Genomic DNA, 18,711 nt, shown 5'->3' on the forward strand with positions numbered 1-18,711 from the left:
GGGATCACACCTTCGGGGCGGGCGTGGAATAGACGCCACGGCCGCTGGCGACCAGATTGCCTTCACCATCGAAGACCTGTGCTTCAGCCACCGAGAACTGCTTGCCGAACTTGATCACGGTGCCCGTGGCGCGCAGATCGCCTTTGGCTGGCCGGTGGTAGTCGACACGCAGATCGATGGTCGGCACGCCTTTGCCAGTCTTGGACACCAGCGCCCAGTCAGCGGTCAGGTCGACCAGCGCCGCGAGTATGCCGCCGTGGGTGTAGCCACCCTCGACATTCACCACCCATTCTTCGCGCCATTTTGCGCTGAGCTCGATGCTGCCCTCGCCCACAGCCAGAACCTGCAGGCCCAGCCATTGGTGATAAGGGCCCTTGAGCAGTTTGGCCTGGATATCGGCAGCGCTCGGAAGTGTCGTTTCGATCATGAGATCAATCCTGTTGAGTGTTCAGAAGGTCGTGCAGTCGCCCGCAAACGGGCGACTGCACGGTGCTGGTTGATGCAAGCGGATCAAGGCGTGACGACCACCTTGCCCAGCACTTCGCGATCACGGATCAGCGCCAGGCCTTCAGCGGCCTGTTCAAGGGGCAGTACGCGGTCGATGATCGGGTCGATCCGGCCTTCGGCGATCAGGTCGAGGAGCCCGACCAGGTTGTCTTCGTAAAAGCTGTTCGAGCCTTTGATGTTGAGCTCGAAGCTCCAGACGTAGCGCAGGTCTTCCTTGGGGTCGTGGCCGGCGGTAGCGCCACACACCAGCAGCGTGCCGCCGCGCTTGATGCACTTGAGCGATGGCAGCCAGGTGTCGCCGCCGGTGAAGTTGATCACCACGTCCACGCCGCCTTCGTAGTTGCGGCGCTGCGGCTTGCCGTACTGGCCGATGGCCCACTTGGAGAAGTCGGTGTCGCGGTAGTTGATGACGTGGTCGGCGCCCAGCGCCTTGAGGCGCTCGCCCTTCTCGTCACTGCCCGCACAGGCGATCACCTCGGCACCCAGCAGTTTGGCGAGAATCACGCAGGCGGTTCCCACGCCACCGCTGGCACCGAGGATCAGCACGCGGTCACCTGCCTTCACGGTGTTGTGGGTAATCAGCATGCGGTGGGCGGTGCCATAGGCCACTGGCAAGGCCGCTGCCTGTTCGAAACTCACGGCATCGGGCAGACGAATCAGTTGCCGCGCATCGACCAGGGCGTACTCGGCCATGCCGCCGTCGACCATCTCGCCCATCAGGCCAACGTCGGGTTTCAGCGGGTTGATCAGCACGCGGTCACCGACCTTCCAGCCTTCGACACCTTCACCCAGCTCGCTGATGGTGCCGGCCAGATCGAGGCCGATGACCACCGGCAGCGGCACCTTGATGCCGGGCATGCCCTTCACCGTGAAGACGTCGTGGTAATTGAAGGACGATGCGCCAACGCGAATTACCACGTGTCCGCTGCCCACTGCCGGTATCGGCTTGTCGGTGACGACGCGCAACTGGTCGAGGTCGCCGTGTTCGTCGAGTACCAGGGCTTTCATGGTCTTGCTCACAGTCGTTGTCTCCGTGATTACTTGATGTGTTTGGCTTGGTTGTAGGGTTCGGTGGCGAACAGGTCGTCCTTGAGTTCGCCCTTGATCAGGCCGCCGTCGACGAACACCTGGTGCTGACGACGCAGGGTCTCGATGTCCGCTGGCTCGAAGGCGATGCGGTTCATCGCATCCCACTGGCCGACGTACACGCGGGCATCCTTCTCCGGCAGGTTGGCGCTCTTCTGCAGAATGCGGACGACTTCATCCGGGTTCGCCTTGCCCCAGGCGAGTGTGTCGCGCAGGCCAGCGATGACGCGGGCGACAACCTCCGGTTTGTCGTCGACCAGCTTGGCGGCGACCGTGCCAACGCCGATATAAGGCACCGCATCGGAGTGCGTGAGGGTCTTCCATTCCTCGGCGAAGCTGCCCAGGCGCTTGACCTTCAGCTCGTCTTCGAGCTGGGCGATGGTGACCGAACGCAGGGCCGCTCCATCCACCTGCTTCTGCGCCAGGAACTGCGCCAGACGCGACTCGTTACCGCCGACCAGGGAGAAGTCATTGGTCTTGATGCCATGGTTGCCGGCCAACACCGCGCCGGCGATCACCGCCACCGAAGAGCCTGCCGGCGACATGCCGATCTTCTTGCCCTTGAGCTCGGCCAGCGAGGTGATCGGCGAATCAGCCGGCACCACGAACTGCACGTCGGCCGGCTGGGTCGCCGCGAAGATACGAATCGGCACACCTTCGGCTGCCGTCGAGAACACTCCGGCCAGCGGTGCGCCGAATGCCAGGTCGATAGAGCCGGCTGCCAGTGCGCGGATCGGCGCATTGACGTCGGGGAAGTGCACGAACTCGGCCTCGATGCCGCGTTTGGCGAGAAAATCCTTGGACTCGAGCACCGAGCCGTAGCCCAGGCTCACACCGCTGGTCCAGTAACCGATACGGACCTTGTCCGCCGAATGGGCAGCAAAAGGCAGCACCGCGGTCGCGGCCAGGGCAGCGACGGCAATCAACTTACGCATGGATTGATCCTTGATAGAGGGAGGAACTAGGGGGTTTTCCAACGAAACAACCGGCGCTCGAGGGGCTTCAGCACCCCCGCTTCGAGCGCCAACATCAGGGCGACGAGTAGCACGGTCCAGGCGAATACCTGGTCGCTCTGCACCAGATCCGCGGCCTGGCGCAGGCGATAGCCGATGCCATCGGAGGCGCCGAGCGTCTCGGCCACCAGCGATACCCGCCAGCCAAAACCGAACGCCAGGCGGGCACCGGAAAAGAAGTACGGCAGGATGCTAGGCAGCGAGATCTTCAGCAGAATCTGCAGCCGCGACAGGCGAAACGAGCGCGCCAGTTCGACGTATTGCCGCTCCACCGTCTTCGCGCCCTGCCAGACGTTGGTGAGGATCAGCGGCATGGCGGTCATGAACACCACGAACACTGTGGTGGCGTCGGAAATGCCGAACCAGATGATGGCGAAGATCGCCCAGATCGCCGACGACACGGTGTTGAACACCGACAGCACCGGCTCGAAGAAGCGCGCCAGTGCGGGGCTGCTGCCGAGCGCCAGGCCCAGCGGTGTGCCGACCAGCGTGGCGAGTGCGAAGCCGCTGAGCACCCGGCCGAGGGTGGCGCTCAGGTCATGCAGGAAGGTGTCGCTCTGCAGCAGGTTGCCCAGTGCGGTTAAAACCTTTTCCGGCCCGGGCAGCACGAACGATGGCAGGCGACCTGCGGCGTACCACCAGAACAGACCGACCACGGCGATCAATGCGAAGCGTTGCAGGGCGAGGCTGGAAAAGCGCTTGGCGGTATCCATGTCAGACCTCCAGACGCAGGCGACGAACCTGTTCGTTGACGGCAGGCTCGGTGGGCACCCGGGGGCGCGGCAAAGCCATTGAATGGATGGCGCGAATGCGACCAGGACGCGGCTCCAGCACCACCACCCGGTCGGCCAGCACCACGGCCTCCTCCACATCATGGGTGACGAACAGCACCGTCATGCCGGTGAGTGCCTGCAGACGCAGCAGCTCGTCGTGCATCTGGCTGCGGGTGTGCGGGTCGAGCTTGGAAAACGGCTCGTCCATCAGCAGCACCTGGGGTTTCACCACCAGGCTGCGCGCCAGAGCGACCCGGCTGCGCATGCCGCCGGACAATTGATGCGGCCAGGATTTCGCGAAGGCCTCGAGGCCCACCAGACGCAGCGCCTCGGCAACCCGTTGGGCGCGCTCGGCCTTGCCGATACCACTGCCCTCCAGACCGAAGGCGACGTTAGCCTGCACGCTGCGCCAAGGCAGCAGACGGTCTTCCTGAAACATGTAAGCGATGCGCCGCCAGTCGCTGAAAGCGCTCGAGGCCTGGCCAAACAGACTCAACCGGCCTTGATCCTGGGCGAGCAGCCCGGAAACGATATTGAGCAAGGTGCTCTTGCCACACCCCGACGTACCCAGCAGAGCGACCACTTCGCCCTGCCCCACCTCGAAGGAGATATCGCGCAGCACCTCAAGGGCATCGAAGCGCTTGCCGATCCCCTGCAAGATGATCGCCGATACCGTTAAGTCCTGATGCAGTGCGGCATTCATCGGGCGAACCTCGCCGCCAGCAGCGGCAGCGATGCACCGGCTTCGCTGAGGCTGGCGTAGACTTTTTCCAGGGTCATGGCCTGGAAGGTTTCGATATGCCGACGGGCGATCAGCTCGGCACGCTTGCCGTCGCCCTCTTCGAAAGCGGCGATCATGGCGTTGTGGTCGTGCTTGATCTCCGGCTTGGTGCCCTGGACGTTGAACCCCAGCGCCACTAGGCGCGTCATCTCGTCCATCAGGCCGGACAACGTGCGCAACAACCGTTCGTTGCCAGTGGCCCGGGCGATCTCCAGGTGGAACGCCTTGTTGGCGTCCATGAATACATCGATCTGATCAGGCAGTGAAACCAGATGGCGAACCCGGCAGGCAGCCTCCAGAACCCGTAGACGCTCGATGTCCACACGACCGACCGCCAGCCGAGCCGCCAACGGCTCGAGCTGCACACGCAGGGTGAAGACTTCCTCGACGTCCTTAACGGTGATCGGCGCGATCTGATAGCCCTTGCGCGGCAAAGACCTGACGAAGCCCTCATGGGACAGACGCGTCAGCGCGATCCGGCAGCTGCTTTTGCCAATCTCGTACAGCTCCATCAGCCCGGGCTCGGTGATCAGCGCCCCTGGCGTCAGGCGGCAGGACAGGATGTCGCGGCGAATGCGGGCGTAGGCGGAGTCACCCTGGTTGGCGCAGTCGAGCGGGTGATCGGCGGAAGCGATGATGAGTGACATTCGGCAGCCTTGACGGAAACGGTGAGCAGCTCACAGAAGTTGTCTGTGATGCCTACAGATGGCCGCTAAGCTAGAACAGAACATTGCAATTTCGAACGAATTAATTCCGCTAAACATATAAACCGAAAGAATAGACTGAGCTGCTCAAGGAAAATTTAATGCATAACCCGCTAGGCGCCTTGCACCGCCAGCCGGGCCTTTGAGCGGTATACGACACTCACTTTCCTCGACGCCAACAGCTACCGAAGGCGACGCATCAGGCGATTAGAAACCCCGAAATCGAATGCAATTTCCTGCCGGCCGACACAACGGCGACAGGCGCACCTTCGTGATGTCGATTTCCAGACGTGTCGTAGCGCTCAGTCTCAGCCACACACATCGCATTTATCTGATCAGGCATGGTCATTACCTGAGCGGCCTCGGCTGACTATTACTGGCCTGATCAGTCTGATGCTGCTTGCCTTGACGAAGAAATGGCTGGTTTTTTACTGTGATTTTTAAAGGTATGCCCAGTGCTGACTCAGCATGGATACCAATGCACAAGGAGTGGATAGCGTGAGTCCAATCAGAACAATCTGCCTGGCAATGGCAGTAATTGCAGCGAGCGCTTGCTCGACGCCAAACAACAAGAGCAGCAACGACGTGCAGGAGGCTGCCAAATTGCTGATAGGCCAACCTGCCAGCAACGCCTTCGCCGTATTCGGCAAACCCGACCAGGGCATGGGGCCATCGTCATACGGTTCGGGCGGCGGCCTCTACACCTGGAATCGCTTGCAGACACACCTGAGCCCCGAGAAAGAATTCATCAAAACGGGCGAAGAGTATGTTGGTGAGCAACAAACCTGGGTCACCATTGGTGGCAGAGGCATGACAGGCATCATGCCGGCTTACAGCCAACCGATTTACCGTGATGTTGGCTACTACGACAACGTCACCATCATCGACTACTTCTGCAGCATCACCCTCTTCACTGACAACAAGGACATCATCACCGATGCCTCGGTAGTCAATTGCGAAGATAAAAAGTAGCGTTTGTGAACGCTCAGTAACGCAAAAGGCCCGATACCGAAGGGAATCCCGCGGCAACGGGCCTGACTTTTTATCGACACACCTCATTCACGACCTGCAGCTCGCTGGCTGCAAGGCACTGTAAAAGAAGCCCTGGCGTTCGCCGAGCGCCGCACAGCCGGCACCGGAAAAAATCCCGCATACCCTTTTGCTTTCCTCCCGACAACAAAGCCTTGTACGCCCAAAAGACGAATGACCTGCATCATCAGTGACGACCATCCCTGAAAGCGCTGGGTATTCGTTACCGTCCTCCGTACAATGCGCGCCACACCTACGCAACTATGTGTCTGATGGCAGGCATGGCCCCGGCCTTTATTGCACAGCAATTGGGCCATTCGATACAGATTCTGCTGACCCGCGATGCCGATGGATTGATGGCGAAGGCAACTGGGCAGAGATGAAGAAGCTACGAATTGCCCCAAAACTGCCCCAAGACTGAATCCACACCCCTGAAACATGCGAGTTAGAGCACTTTGATTTCCACAGCTAATATCACGATGCAGTTCGGTGCCAAGCCGCTGTTCGAGAACGTGTCCGTTAAGTTCAACAACGGCAACCGCTATGGCCTGATCGGCGCCAATGGCTGCGGCAAGTCGACGTTCATGAAGATCCTCGGTGATGACCTCGAGCCCTCCGGTGGCCAGGTCATGCTCGAGCCGAACGTGCGTCTCGGCAAGCTGCGCCAGGATCAGTTCGCCTACGAGCAATTCAACGTGATCGACACCGTGATCATGGGCCACGAGGAGCTATGGAAGGTCAAGGCCGAGCGTGACCGCATCTACTCGCTGCCGGAAATGAGCGAAGAGGACGGCATGAAGGTCGGCGAGCTCGAAGGTGAGTTCGCTGAAATGGACGGCTACACCGCCGAATCCCGTGCCGGCGAGCTGCTGCTCGGGCTGGGCATTCCGTTAGAGCAGCATTTCGGCCCGATGAGCGAAGTCGCTCCCGGCTGGAAACTGCGCGTGCTGCTGGCCCAGGCGCTGTTCTCCGATCCGGACGTGCTGCTGCTGGATGAGCCGACCAACCACCTGGATATCAATACCATCCGCTGGCTGGAAACGATCCTGACGACGCGTAACAGCACCATGATCATCATTTCCCACGACCGTCACTTCCTGAACTCGGTCTGCACCCACATGGCGGATCTGGATTACGGCGAGCTGCGTCTGTTCCCGGGCAACTACGACGAGTACATGACCGCTGCGACCCAGTCGCGCGAGCAGTTGCTGTCGGACAACGCCAAGAAAAAAGCGCAGATCAACGAACTGCAGAGCTTCGTCAGCCGCTTCTCGGCCAACGCCTCGAAGTCCAAACAGGCCTCCTCCCGCGCCAAGCAGATCGACAAGATCCAGCTGGCCGAGGTCAAGCCGTCGAGCCGGGTCAGCCCGTTCATCCGTTTCGAGCAGACCAAGAAACTGCACCGCCAGGCCGTGACCATCGAGCAGATGTCCAAAGGCTTCGACGGCAAGACGCTGTTCAAGAATTTCAGCTTCACCGTCGAAGCTGGCGAGCGCGTCGCGATCATCGGCCCCAACGGTATCGGCAAGACCACCCTGCTGCGCACGCTGGTCGGTGAACTGAGCCCGGACGCCGGTGCAGTGAAGTGGACGGAAAGCGCCGAGATCGGCTATTACGCTCAGGATCACGCTCACGATTTCGAAGACGACGTGACCTTGTTCGACTGGATGGGTCAGTGGACAACCGGTGAGCAAGTGATTCGTGGCACCTTGGGCCGCATGCTGTTTTCCAACGACGAGATCCTCAAGTCGGTCAAGGTGATCTCCGGTGGTGAACAGGGCCGTATGCTGTTCGGCAAGCTGATTCTGCAGAAGCCCAACGTGCTGGTGATGGACGAACCGACCAACCACCTGGACATGGAATCCATCGAAGCGCTCAACCTGGCGCTGGAGAACTACCCAGGCACGCTGGTCTTCGTCAGCCATGACCGCGAGTTCGTCGGCTCCCTGGCCACACGCATCATCGAGCTGTCGGACAACGGTGTGACCGACTTCAGCGGCACCTACGACGACTACCTGCGCAGCCAGGGCATCATCGTTTGATCGGCTGAATCGGCAAGACCGAAAGCCCCGTCATCCCTTGAATGGCGGGGCTTTTTCGTATCTGAGAGAGCGAATGCCCAAGGTGATAGTTGGCCCACGAATCCGTAGGCGCTCGGCAGGCGGCCAGCCACTGCGGGGGATCCAGTTTCAGCATTTCAAATCATCACCCGCCTCGCCAACCTGATCGCCGGCAAGCCGGCTCCTACAGCCCAGGTACCCTGGGTTGAGCAGCGCGATACCCGGGCTACAGAGTGAGTTGGCACGACCGCAAGCCCCGTTCTTCCGAGAATAGCGAGGTGTTTTGTTGCTAGGTCATTGATGGGTATCGTCGCTTCGCTCCTCGACCCATCCTACGCAGATACAAAAACGCCGCTCAATTGAGCGGCGTTTTGCGTCAGCTAGCGGATCAGGCAGAGAGCTCGACCAATAGCTTGTTCAGGCGCTGCACGTAGGCGGCTGGATCTTTCAGGCTGTCGCCTGCTGCCAGCGCAGCCTGGTCGAAGAGGATGTGCGACAGGTCGCCGAAACGATCTTCGTCCGGCTCGGCATCCAGCTTCTCGATCAACGGGTGGTTCGGGTTGAATTCGAAGATCGGCTTCGAATCCGGCACCTTCTGGCCGCTGGCCTCGAGAATCTGGCGCATCTGCAGACCCAGATCCTGTTCACCGATGGCCAGGATGGCTGGCGAGTCGGTCAGGCGATGGGAGACACGGACTTCCGCGACCTGCTCGCCCAGCGCGCTTTTCAGACGCTCGACCAGGCCTTCCTTGCTCTTGGCGACTTCTTCCTGGGCCTTCTTGTCCTCTTCCGAGTCCAGCGAGCCCAGATCCAGGTCACCACGGGCAACGTCGACGAACGACTTACCGTCGAACTCGGTAAGGTAGCTCATCAGCCACTCGTCGATACGGTCGGTGAGCAGCAGCACTTCGATGCCTTTCTTGCGGAAGACCTCCAGGTGCGGGCTGTTCTTGACCTGCGCGTAGGATTCGCCGGTGAGGAAGTAGACCTTGTCCTGGCCTTCCTTGAGACGACCGATGTAGTCGCCCAGGGAAACCACCTGCTCGCCCTCGCCTTCGGCAGTGGAGGCGAAGCGCAGCAGGCCGGCGATCTTCTCCTTGTTGGCGAAGTCTTCCGCCGGGCCTTCTTTGAGCACCTGGCCGAAGTTCTTCCAGAACGACTTGTACTGCTCGGGATCGTTCTTCGCCAGCTTCTCCAGCATGTCCAGCACGCGCTTGGTCAGTGCCGACTTCATGGAGTCGATCACCGGATCCTTCTGGAGGATTTCGCGGGAGACGTTCAGCGACAGGTCGTTGGAGTCGACCACGCCCTTGATGAAGCGCAGGTACAGGGGCAGGAACTCGTCCGCCTGATCCATGATGAATACGCGCTGTACGTACAGTTTCAGGCCGCGCGGCGCTTCACGCTGGTACAGGTCGAACGGCGCACGGCCGGGCACGTAGAGCAACGAGGTGTATTCCAGCTTGCCTTCGACCTTGTTGTGGCTCCAGCTCAGCGGGTTGTCGAAGTCGTGAGAAACGTGTTTGTAGAATTCCTGGTACTGCTCGTCGGTGACCTCGGTACGTGGCCGCGTCCACAGCGCACTGGCGCGGTTGACCACTTCCCACTCCGGCTCGGCCGGCTTGTCCTGCTCTTCGCCATGGCTTTCTTTCGGCAGCTCGATCGGTAGGCCGATATGGTCGGAGTATTTCTTGATGACGTTGCGCAGACGCCAGCCATCGGCAAATTCCACTTCCTCACTTTTGAGGTGCAGGACGATACGAGTACCACGCTCGGCTTTCTCGACGGTAGCGATCTCAAAATCGCCCTCTCCTTTCGAAGCCCAGTGCACGCCTTCGCCTGCGGGCAAACCGGCGCGACGAGTGAACACTTCAACCTGGTCGGCGACGATGAACGCGGAGTAGAAGCCCACGCCAAATTGACCGATCAGGCTCGAGTCTTTCTTCTGGTCACCGGAGAGATTCTTGAGGAAGTCGGCAGTGCCGGACTTGGCAATGGTACCCAGATGCACGATGGTTTCTTCGCGGCTCATGCCGATGCCGTTGTCTTCGAGGGTGACGGTCTTGGCGTCTTTGTCGAAGGTCACACGGATCTTCAGATCAGCGCCACCCTCGAGCAATTCTGGCTTGGCCAATGCCTCGAAACGCAACTTGTCGACGGCGTCGGAGGCATTGGAGATCAACTCGCGAAGGAAAATTTCCTTGTTGGAATACAGCGAGTGAATCATGAGGTGCAGCAGTTGCTTCACTTCTGTCTGGAAGCCCAGGGTTTCTTTTTGAGTTTCCACACTCATGGTCATCTAACTCCACATTGATGGCTAAGCCGCAGTACGGCGGATGTCCATCAAGTGGGGGCGGCCTGGGAAAACTTCAAGTCATCTCAAACTCACTCGTCGAGCAGTTCGACATGAACGATGTCCGCTTCGGGCATGGTAAAGCGTGCTTCGCCCGAGCCGTTGAGGCGCTGCCTGAGAATGACCTGCCCCTGCTCAAGCCCGGCAAACTGCCCCTGAATGGAGCTGCCCTTTTCGCTGAACACCCGCATCGGCTGGTTGACGTAGCGCTTTGGCTCGCTGAGCAGGCGTACCAGGGAGAAATCCCGGCGTGGATCCTGCACCGCCTCGGGCTGGCGCGGCGTTGCAGGCTGAACAGACGCAGCAGCAGGCGCCGGAGTGACCGCAGCCGGCAATTCGGCGAAACGGTCATCATCCACCCGCCAGCCCAACTGAGGGTGCTTGCTCAAGCTGATCGGCAAACGCTGTTCACGGCCATCGATGCGAGCACTGACATCGAGCATCAGGTTGCTGCCGGTCACGCCAGAAGCGGGCAGCGGCGAAAGCTGCACATCGCGGGTGGTAAAGCGGCGCTGCAGGTAGTCGGTGAGGAGGTAGGCCAGCGTGTCGCGAGAGTCGACGGTACGATCCACTTTGCCGTCGTGATAACGCAGGCCGTTGCGAAACACCTCGACCTTGCCGCTCAAGGTGGTCTCGAACTGCGGCGGCAGCACCAGATGGAAATCTCCCACCAGGCGGTTAGGCTCTTCGGGCTGAAGATCCAGGTGCAAGGTGTAACCGGCCTTCAACTGCCGCGCCTCGGGCAAATCCTGATCGGGCAACAACCAGTTGAGCTCGATTTCTGGCAACTGGCCTTGATCATCCGGCAGAACATCAAGGCGCAGGCCGTCCACGGCGAGCGGCAGGCCACGAATGATCAGTTCACGACGCGCAAAGAAATCCTGCCCTTCACGCAAGCTGAGCACACCATCGATCAGTTCGGCCTCCTGTGGGGCAAAAGGCTCGCCGTTGAGTTGGCCATTGAGCTGGATGTGCAGTCCGCCAGGGGCCTGCTTTTCAGCCTGCAGCCACTGCAGGCCGATGATAGCCTCCAGGCGCTGCGGATCCTGACCGGCCATCACCGCCAGACCGACGACCAGCGGGATCACACCCAATGCGCAGCAGGCCAGCGCATGCCTAGCCCGGCGCCAATGGCGCACGATGAACAGCAGCGTCAGAGGTGGCAGCAGGCAAGCCCAACCCCACAGCAGGCTGGTGGCGAAACCGCGCATCACCAGTAATACCAGACCGACGAGTATCAGCAGCAGGCCGCCCAGTATCAGCAACGCGTCCATTCAGTTTCCTTAGATCAATAGCCAGATTCGGCGTCAGCGGCGCTCACTTTCCAGTGGGCACCGCGGGAGTGAGCGTCACGATAATCATCGAAGCGCGTTCATTCCATCGAGAAGTCGAGAATTTTCCGATTTTGTGACAGGCCCTGAATTGGTGCTTTCCGGGGTGCAGCCCGTGCGTTATCGGGCATCGAGTGGAAAGGGAATGAACTTATAGCCACTTTGATGCCTCGAAAAACCGTAATGGTATTTACCCAAAGGAGAAACAACCCCATGCAAAAATCAGTCGCTTACGCCTTCATGCTGGCTGCCACGCTGGGCCTTGCGGCCTGTGACAAGCCGTCCGAAAACAAAGCGGAAGACGCTCAAGAAGCTCGCACCGAAGCTCAGGAGTCGATGAACGACGCCGCTGAGGAGAGCAACGAAGCTGCTCAGAAAGAAGCTGAAGCCGCTCAGGAACGCGCCGAAGAGCAACAGGAAGACGCTCAGACGCCGCCAACCACTCCCGCACCTGCCGAGCCGGCAGCGCCTGCGGATCCAGCTGCACCGGCTGCGCCGAATCAGCAACAGCAATAAGCTGTCATCTTCACGTTACCCGCAGCCCGCTGCGGGTAACGCGCTTTACCCCTCCCCGCCTTAACGCAACGCTGGCGTAAGCATCAACAGCAGCGTGCAGCCCATCCCGATGGCCCAAACCAGGCTACGTTGCCAGTGCAAATCTGCCCAATAAAAGAGCAGGTAAAGCACCCGAGCGACCACGAAGATCACCGCCAGCCAGTCCACCAGCCACCCGCTGCTCTGGGTAACGTGCGCCATCAAGACTCCCACCGCAAACAGCGGAAACGCCTCGAAGCTGTTCTGGTGAGCAGCCAGCGCGCGTGCGCCGAATCCGGTGAGAAGTGCCTGTTGTGCCCGTGGATGATGGTTGTCGTAGCGCCCACCCTGCTCCTTCATCGCCTTGGCAACGGGCGCCTTTGCCACGAAGATCAGCAAAGCGCTGATGAATATGCACCAGAAAGGAATACTCATTCGGTTTTCTCCTTGGCCGGCTCGAAGGTCGGCGTTTGTGTATACACCATCACTTCCAGCACATCGGAATGGAATTCGCGTCGATACAGCACCACCACGACGCCGGCGGTGACCATCATGAAGAACCAGGGATTGATGAACCAGGCCAGGGTCGCCATACCGAAATAGTAGGCGCGCAGCCCATAGTTGAACTGGTTGGCCGCCATCGAGATGACCCGTGCGGTGCGCTCAGCAAACGCCTTGCGCTCCTGCTCGGTGACGTGTCGCTCACCGATCATCGGGGCCGAGCCCACCAGTACCGCGGCGAAGTTGTATTGGCGCATGCACCAGCTGAAGGTGAAAAAGGCATAAACGAAGACCACGCCGAGACACAGCAGCTTGGCTTCCGACATGCCACGGCTGGCGACCTGCACGAACGGCAGGTCAGCCAACAGCGATACCGCACGATCCGAGGCACCGAGCACGGTGAGGATGCCGGCCAGGATGATCAGCGTACTGGAGGCGAAGAACGAAGCATTGCGCTCGAGGTTGCCGATCACGTTGGCGTCGGCGATGCGGTTGTCGCGCAGCAACATGCGACGCATCCAGTCCTCGCGATACAGATGCAGAACGCTGGCCAAACAGGGGGTGGTGCGACCTTTCGCCTGGGCGTAGCGGGTGTAGCCGCCCCAGCAGATGACGAACCACAGAACGGCCAGTATGTGCGGCAGATATTCTTCGCTGATGGGCATGCAAGCTCCTTGTAAGGCTGGAGCGATTATAGCCAGGCGAGATAAGAAAAAGCCGCTCATGCGAGCGGCTTTCGATCAACCGGATGTGCTCAGGCCAACACTTCCTGAGGCTTGCCACGCAACCAGTCGTAACCACTGGCAAGGGCCAGCATGATGGCCGCCGGCAGCAGCCAGGCCAGACCCTGTTCGGCCAGCGGTAGGTCGACCAGCCATTGCGGCAAACCGCCGTCCAGGCCAGCGGTCTTCAGACCATCGACGATGCCGAACAGTGTCGCCACCAGCATCACCGGCCCGACGACGCGACCTGCCAAGTTCCACAGCCCCCAGCAGAAGCTCAGGGCGATCAGCACGATGCATGGCGGGTAGATGGCGGTGAGCACCGGTACCGAAATCTGGATCAGCTTGGTCAGGCCCAGGTTGGATACCAGCAGCGAGAACGCGGCGAGGATCACCACCAGACTGCGATAGGACAGCGGTACCAGACGGCTGAAGTACTCCGCACAGGCGCAGGTCAGGCCCACGGCCGTGACCAGGCAGGCCAGCGAGATGAGCACGGCCAGGAAGCCGCTGCCCAGCGCCCCGAAGGTGTGCTGAACGTAGGCATGCAGCACCGCCGCACCATTGGTGGCACCAGCCGCGATGGTGTGGCTACCCGCACCAAGACGGAACAGACTGATGTAAACCACGGCTAGGCCGACCCCGGCAATCAGCCCGGCGATGATGGCGTAACGGGTGATCAGCTGCGGCGATTCGACCCCACGGGAGCGGATGGCATTGACGATGACGATGCCGAAGACCAGCGCACCCAAGGTATCCATGGTCAGGTAACCATTGATGAAGCCCTGGGAGAACGGTGCAGCTTCATAGACGGCAATTGCCGGCCCCACTTCGCCGGGCGTCAGTACGAACGCCGTACCGCCGAGAATCAGTAGCGCGAGAATCTTCATCGGGCCTAGCACACGCCCAACGGTGTCCAGCAGCCGCCCCGGATACAGGGAAACGCCCAACACGATGACGAAATACACCAGGCTGTAGATGAACAGCGCCAGTGGGCTATCACCGGTCAGCGGCGCCAAACCTACTTCGAAGGACACCGTGGCGGTACGCGGCGTGGCGAATAACGGGCCGACGGCCAGGTAGCAGACCGTGCCTAGCAGCACACCGGCGGCTTTGCCGATCGGGCTGCTCAGCGCGTCCATGGCACCACCGACCTTGGCCAGTGCAACCAGGGTGATTACCGGCAGACCGACCGCAGTGATCAGAAAGCCCAGCGCAGCCAGCCATACATGGAGGACCGGCCTGCATGCCGACAATCGGCGGGAAAATGATGTTGCCGGCCCCGACGAACAGGGCAAAAGTCATGAACCCCAGGGCGAGAACGTCCTGGCTTTTCAGGGAAGTCATTTAAAGAAATACCACATCGCTAAATCGGAGTTGAGAGAGGGAATCCCGATGGATAGTGGGAAACGTCGTTCGCCCTCGTGGCGCGAACCTTAGTTGCAGGCCCGTCTCGGGTAGAGACCAAACCTATTAGTTGCAAGGCTAACGATTTTGCCGCAACCGGCCTGCCCGTGCCAGCCCACCTGACCATTGGCTGTAAGCGGCTGTCGCCTGAACAACTTTTTTCAGGCAAAAAAAGAAGGCCACCCGAGGGTGGCCTTCTTTGATCAGATCAGATGGCTTACGCCTTCTTCACTTCCCAACCGGTCAGCTCGGCCAGGGCCTTGCCGATGTCAGCCAGGGAACGCACGGTTTTCACACCAGCGTCCTGCAGTGCAGCGAACTTCTCGTCTGCAGTGCCTTTGCCGCCGGAAATGATGGCGCCAGCATGGCCCATACGCTTGCCGGGAGGAGCGGTCACACCAGCGATGTAGGAAACTACAGGCTTGGTGACGTTGGCCTTGATGTAGGCAGCCGCTTCTTCTTCAGCCGAACCACCGATCTCGCCGATCATGACGATCGCTTCGGTCTTGGGGTCTTCCTGGAACAGCTTCAGGATGTCGATGAAGTTGGAGCCCGGGATCGGGTCACCACCGATGCCCACGCAAGTGGACTGGCCGAAGCCGGCGTCGGTGGTCTGCTTGACGGCTTCATAGGTCAGGGTGCCGGAACGCGACACGATGCCTACTTTGCCTGGCAGATGGATGTGACCTGGCATGATGCCGATCTTGCACTCGCCCGGAGTGATTACGCCTGGGCAGTTAGGGCCGATCAGGGTAACGCCCAGCTCGTCGCAGGTGACCTTGGCATCAAGCATGTCCAGGGTAGGAATGCCTTCGGTGATGCAGACGATCAGCTTGATGCCGCCGAAAGCAGCTTCCAGGATCGAATCTTTGCAGAAAGGAGCCGGAACGTAGATGACCGAAGCGTCAGCGCCGGTAGCTTCTACAGCTTCTTTCACAGTGTTGAACACTGGCAGGTTCAGGTGGGTAGTACCGCCTTTACCTGGGGTCACGCCGCCAACCATCTTGGTGCCGTAGGCGATGGCTTGTTCGGAGTGGAAGGTACCTTGCGAACCAGTGAAACCCTGGCAGATAACCTTGGTGTCTTTATTGATCAGGACGCTCATTACTTGCCCTCCGCAGCTTTGACGACTTGCTGAGCAGCGTCGGTCAGGCTGGTTGCCGCGATGATGTTCAGGCCGCTTTCGGCCAGGACTTTGGCACCCAGTTCAGCGTTGTTGCCTTCCAGACGGACGACAACCGGAACCTTGACGCCGACTTCCTTCACTGCACCGATGATGCCTTCGGCAATCATGTCGCAACGAACGATACCGCCAAAGATGTTCACCAGAACGGCAGCAACGTTGCTGTCGGACAGGATGATCTTGAAGGCTTCGGTAACGCGCTCTTTGGTTGCGCCGCCACCTACGTCGAGGAAGTTGGCTGGCTTGCCGCCGTGCAGGTTGACGATGTCCATGGTACCCATGGCCAGGCCAGCACCGTTGACCATGCAGCCGATGTTGCCTTCGAGAGCAACGTAGTTCAGTTCGAACTTGGCAGCATGAGCTTCACGAGCGTCGTCTTGCGACGGGTCGTGGAAGGTCTTCAGCTTCGGCTGACGGTACATGGCGTTAGCGTCGATGTTGATCTTCGCGTCCAGGCAGTGCAGGTCGCCGTCGGCCTTGATGACCAGCGGGTTCACTTCCAGCAGAGCCAGGTCGTGATCCTTGAACAGCTTGGCCAGACCTACGAAGATCTTGGCGAACTGAGCGACTTGCTTGCCTTCCAGGCCCAGCTGGAATGCCAGCTCGCGACCCTGGAACGGCTGAGCGCCGACCAGCGGATCGATAGTGGCCTTGAGGATCTTCTCAGGAGTTTCGTGAGCGATCTTCTCGATGTCCACGCCACCTTCGGTGGAAGCCATGAACACGATACGACGGCTGGAGCGATCAACTACCGCGCCCAGGTACAGTTCCTTGGCGATATCGGTGCAGGACTCGACCAGGATCTTGGTGACAGGCTGACCATTGGCGTCAGTCTGATAGGTCACCAGACGCTTGCCCAGCCAGTTGGCGGCGAAAGCCTTGGCGTCTTCCTTGCTCTTGACCAGTTTCACACCGCCCGCTTTACCGCGGCCACCAGCGTGTACCTGAGCCTTGACGACCCACTCGGTACCACCGATTTTTTCGCAGGCTTCTGCTGCTGCTTCCGGGGTGTCTACGGCGAAGCCCTTGGATACGGGCAGGCCGTATTCAGCGAACAGCTGCTTACCCTGATACTCGTGAAGATTCATGCTTGTCTACCGTTTTCGTTTAGGTATTGCGCATCGGTGCTGCACTTACGTGCCGCACCACCTGTGACTGCCTCAAGGCAGTCCGGCGCACATTCCGCGCATGGGCCTGAGCCCTGCGCGGGCAATGCACCGTGGTTCTGCTTCGCGAAAAATCGTCTGCACGACGCCGACCCGTAGGCCGGCACCAGACGAACGACTTCTTAGCGTTTTTTGCGGTTGGCGATGTGAATCGCGCCACCGTTTACTGCGAGCGCTGCTTCGTGCAGAGCTTCGGACAGGGTCGGGTGCGAGAAGACCATCATGCCCAGGTCTTCAGCGCTGGTACCGAATTCCATACCGATAGCGCCTTGCTGCACCAGCTCTGCGGCGCTCGGGCCGATCACGTGTACACCCAGTACGCGGTCGGTGTTGGCATCGGCGATCACCTTGACGAAACCGCCGGTGTCGTTGGCTGCCATGGCACGGCCGCTGGCTGCGAACGGGAAGGTACCGACGTTGACTGCAACGCCTTCACTCTTCAGTTGCTGCTCGGTTTTACCAACCCATGCAATTTCCGGGTGGGTATAGATGACCGATGGGATCAGGTCGTAGTTCATTTGCGCCTTGTGACCGGCGATACGCTCGGCAACCATCACGCCCTCTTCCGAGGCCTTGTGAGCGAGCATCGCGCCGCGCACGACGTCACCGATGGCGTATACGCCAGGAACGCTGGTGGTGCACTGGTCATCGACGAAGATGTAGCCACGCTCGTCCAGATCAACGCCGCTATCGGAAGCCAACAGATCGGTGGTAACAGGACGACGGCCAACGGCAACGATCAGCTTGTCGAAAACGATCTTCTGCTCGCCTTCGGAATCGGTGTAATTGACGGTGACTTGCTTCTTCTTGACTTCAGAACCGGTCACGCGAGCGCCCAGTTTGATCTGCAGGCCCTGCTTGGTCAGGGTCTTCAGCGCTTCCTTGGCAACCGCTTCGTCAGCGGCAGGCAGGAACTTGTCCAGCGCTTCGAGTACGGTCACTTCAGCGCCCAGACGGGCCCACACCGAACCCAGCTCCAGACCGATGACGCCGGCGCCGATGACGCCCAGTCTCTTCGGTACCGATTGGAATTCCAGCGCGCCGGTGGAGTCGACGATGACGTCTTGGTCGACCGGGGCCGGCGGGATGTCGATCGGGCGCGAGCCGGATGCCAGGATCACGTTCTCGGCTTCGACAACGGAGGTCTTGCCGTCCTTGTCGGTAACTTCGACTTTCTTGCCAGCCAGCAGTTTACCGTGGCCTTCCAGCAGCGTTACACCGTTGGCCTTGAACAGGCCAGCTACGCCACCGGTCAGGTTTTTGATAATACTGTTCTTGCGACCCACCATGGCTGGCACGTCGATGGTCACGCTTTTGGCCGCGATACCGTGGATGGCGAAACCTTCATGGGCTTCGTGGTATTTCCAGGAGCTGTCCAGCAGCGCTTTGGAAGGAATGCAGCCGACATTCAGGCAGGTACCACCGAGGGCAATCTTGCCGTCCTTGTCCTGGTACTTCTCGATGCATGCGGTTTTCAGACCGAGCTGGGCAGCCTTGATAGCGGCTACGTAGCCCCCAGGGCCGGCACCGATCACTACCACGTCGAATTTCTGGCTCATAA

At 60.1% G+C, this 18,711-nt stretch carries 16 protein-coding genes and 1 pseudogene; 3 read left to right on the forward strand and 14 right to left on the reverse strand.

Annotated elements, in window-relative coordinates; genetic code table 11:
* Nucleotides 1–4: 4 nt before the first annotated feature.
* The 6 genes from K5Q02_RS17375 to K5Q02_RS17400 all read right to left on the reverse strand — a co-directional run bounded on the left by K5Q02_RS17375 (nucleotide 5) and on the right by K5Q02_RS17400 (nucleotide 4,807).
* The gene (locus tag K5Q02_RS17375) at nucleotides 5–427 is read right to left on the reverse strand and encodes a PaaI family thioesterase (RefSeq protein ID WP_225832579.1); all 423 of its coding nucleotides are present in this window, start codon (nucleotides 425–427) and stop codon (nucleotides 5–7) included.
* Nucleotides 428–510: 83 nt separating this feature from the next.
* Nucleotides 511–1,527: a zinc-binding dehydrogenase gene (locus K5Q02_RS17380; protein ID WP_225832581.1), complete on the reverse strand. Its 1,017-nt coding sequence runs from the start codon at nucleotides 1,525–1,527 to the stop codon at nucleotides 511–513.
* Nucleotides 1,528–1,544: 17 nt separating this feature from the next.
* Nucleotides 1,545–2,528 (reverse strand): ABC transporter substrate-binding protein, encoded by a 984-nt coding sequence (locus K5Q02_RS17385; protein ID WP_225832583.1) that lies wholly within the window; start codon nucleotides 2,526–2,528, stop codon nucleotides 1,545–1,547.
* A 26-nt stretch (nucleotides 2,529–2,554) separates the two neighbouring features.
* Complete coding sequence (locus K5Q02_RS17390; protein WP_225832584.1) at nucleotides 2,555–3,319, reverse strand: ABC transporter permease; 765 nt, start codon at nucleotides 3,317–3,319, stop codon at nucleotides 2,555–2,557.
* Between the two features lies 1 nt (nucleotide 3,320).
* Nucleotides 3,321–4,082, reverse strand: coding sequence for an ABC transporter ATP-binding protein (locus K5Q02_RS17395; protein ID WP_225832586.1), 762 nt, complete (start codon nucleotides 4,080–4,082; stop codon nucleotides 3,321–3,323).
* Nucleotides 4,079–4,807, reverse strand: a complete 729-nt coding sequence (locus tag K5Q02_RS17400; RefSeq protein WP_225832588.1) for a GntR family transcriptional regulator — start codon at nucleotides 4,805–4,807, stop codon at nucleotides 4,079–4,081. The genes K5Q02_RS17395 and K5Q02_RS17400 overlap by 4 nt, the downstream gene beginning before the upstream one ends.
* A gap of 555 nt (nucleotides 4,808–5,362) precedes the next feature.
* On the opposite strand from K5Q02_RS17400, the gene K5Q02_RS17405 reads away from it, so the two are divergent.
* Together K5Q02_RS17405 and K5Q02_RS17410 are read left to right on the forward strand one after the other, a co-directional pair.
* A complete protein-coding gene (locus K5Q02_RS17405; RefSeq protein ID WP_442964016.1) occupies nucleotides 5,363–5,836 on the forward strand; it encodes a hypothetical protein in 474 nt (157 codons plus the stop codon).
* Nucleotides 5,837–6,348: 512 nt separating this feature from the next.
* On the forward strand, nucleotides 6,349–7,935 hold the full coding sequence (locus tag K5Q02_RS17410; RefSeq protein WP_225832592.1) for an ABC-F family ATPase: 1,587 nt from the start codon (nucleotides 6,349–6,351) through the stop codon (nucleotides 7,933–7,935).
* Between the two features lie 406 nt (nucleotides 7,936–8,341).
* Here the strand turns inward: K5Q02_RS17410 and htpG are convergent, their stop codons facing one another.
* Nucleotides 8,342–10,246 carry a molecular chaperone HtpG gene (gene htpG / locus K5Q02_RS17415; RefSeq protein WP_225832593.1) on the reverse strand — a complete coding sequence of 635 codons (1,905 nt, stop codon included), beginning with the start codon at nucleotides 10,244–10,246 and terminating at the stop codon, nucleotides 8,342–8,344.
* Nucleotides 10,247–10,338: 92 nt separating this feature from the next.
* A complete protein-coding gene (locus K5Q02_RS17420; protein WP_225832595.1) occupies nucleotides 10,339–11,580 on the reverse strand; it encodes an MFS transporter in 1,242 nt (413 codons plus the stop codon).
* A 270-nt stretch (nucleotides 11,581–11,850) separates the two neighbouring features.
* On the opposite strand from K5Q02_RS17420, the gene K5Q02_RS17425 reads away from it, so the two are divergent.
* Nucleotides 11,851–12,153 carry a hypothetical protein gene (locus tag K5Q02_RS17425; protein ID WP_225832597.1) on the forward strand — a complete coding sequence of 101 codons (303 nt, stop codon included), beginning with the start codon at nucleotides 11,851–11,853 and terminating at the stop codon, nucleotides 12,151–12,153.
* 60 nt (nucleotides 12,154–12,213) lie between these two features.
* On the opposite strand, the gene K5Q02_RS17430 is transcribed toward K5Q02_RS17425, so the two are convergent.
* The 6 genes and pseudogenes from K5Q02_RS17430 to lpdA form a co-directional block, all read right to left on the reverse strand.
* Complete coding sequence (locus K5Q02_RS17430; RefSeq protein WP_225832599.1) at nucleotides 12,214–12,606, reverse strand: MAPEG family protein; 393 nt, start codon at nucleotides 12,604–12,606, stop codon at nucleotides 12,214–12,216.
* On the reverse strand, nucleotides 12,603–13,337 hold the full coding sequence (locus K5Q02_RS17435; protein WP_225832601.1) for a DUF599 domain-containing protein: 735 nt from the start codon (nucleotides 13,335–13,337) through the stop codon (nucleotides 12,603–12,605). The genes K5Q02_RS17430 and K5Q02_RS17435 overlap by 4 nt, the downstream gene beginning before the upstream one ends.
* Before the next feature lie 89 nt (nucleotides 13,338–13,426).
* Nucleotides 13,427–14,741, reverse strand: a pseudogene (gene brnQ, locus K5Q02_RS17440) (branched-chain amino acid transport system II carrier protein).
* Nucleotides 14,742–15,018: 277 nt separating this feature from the next.
* The gene (gene sucD / locus K5Q02_RS17445; RefSeq protein ID WP_042553712.1) at nucleotides 15,019–15,906 is read right to left on the reverse strand and encodes a succinate--CoA ligase subunit alpha; all 888 of its coding nucleotides are present in this window, start codon (nucleotides 15,904–15,906) and stop codon (nucleotides 15,019–15,021) included.
* Entirely contained in the window at nucleotides 15,906–17,072 is a 1,167-nt protein-coding gene (sucC, locus tag K5Q02_RS17450; protein WP_042553713.1) for an ADP-forming succinate--CoA ligase subunit beta, read from the reverse strand. The genes sucD and sucC overlap by 1 nt, the downstream gene beginning before the upstream one ends.
* A 200-nt stretch (nucleotides 17,073–17,272) precedes the next feature.
* Nucleotides 17,273–18,709, reverse strand: a complete 1,437-nt coding sequence (gene lpdA / locus K5Q02_RS17455) for a dihydrolipoyl dehydrogenase (RefSeq protein WP_225832603.1) — start codon at nucleotides 18,707–18,709, stop codon at nucleotides 17,273–17,275.
* Between the last annotated feature and the right edge of the window lie 2 nt (nucleotides 18,710–18,711).

Origin of the sequence: Pseudomonas sp. MM211 (assembly GCF_020386635.1) — a bacterium.
Lineage (GTDB): Bacteria > Pseudomonadota > Gammaproteobacteria > Pseudomonadales > Pseudomonadaceae > Aquipseudomonas.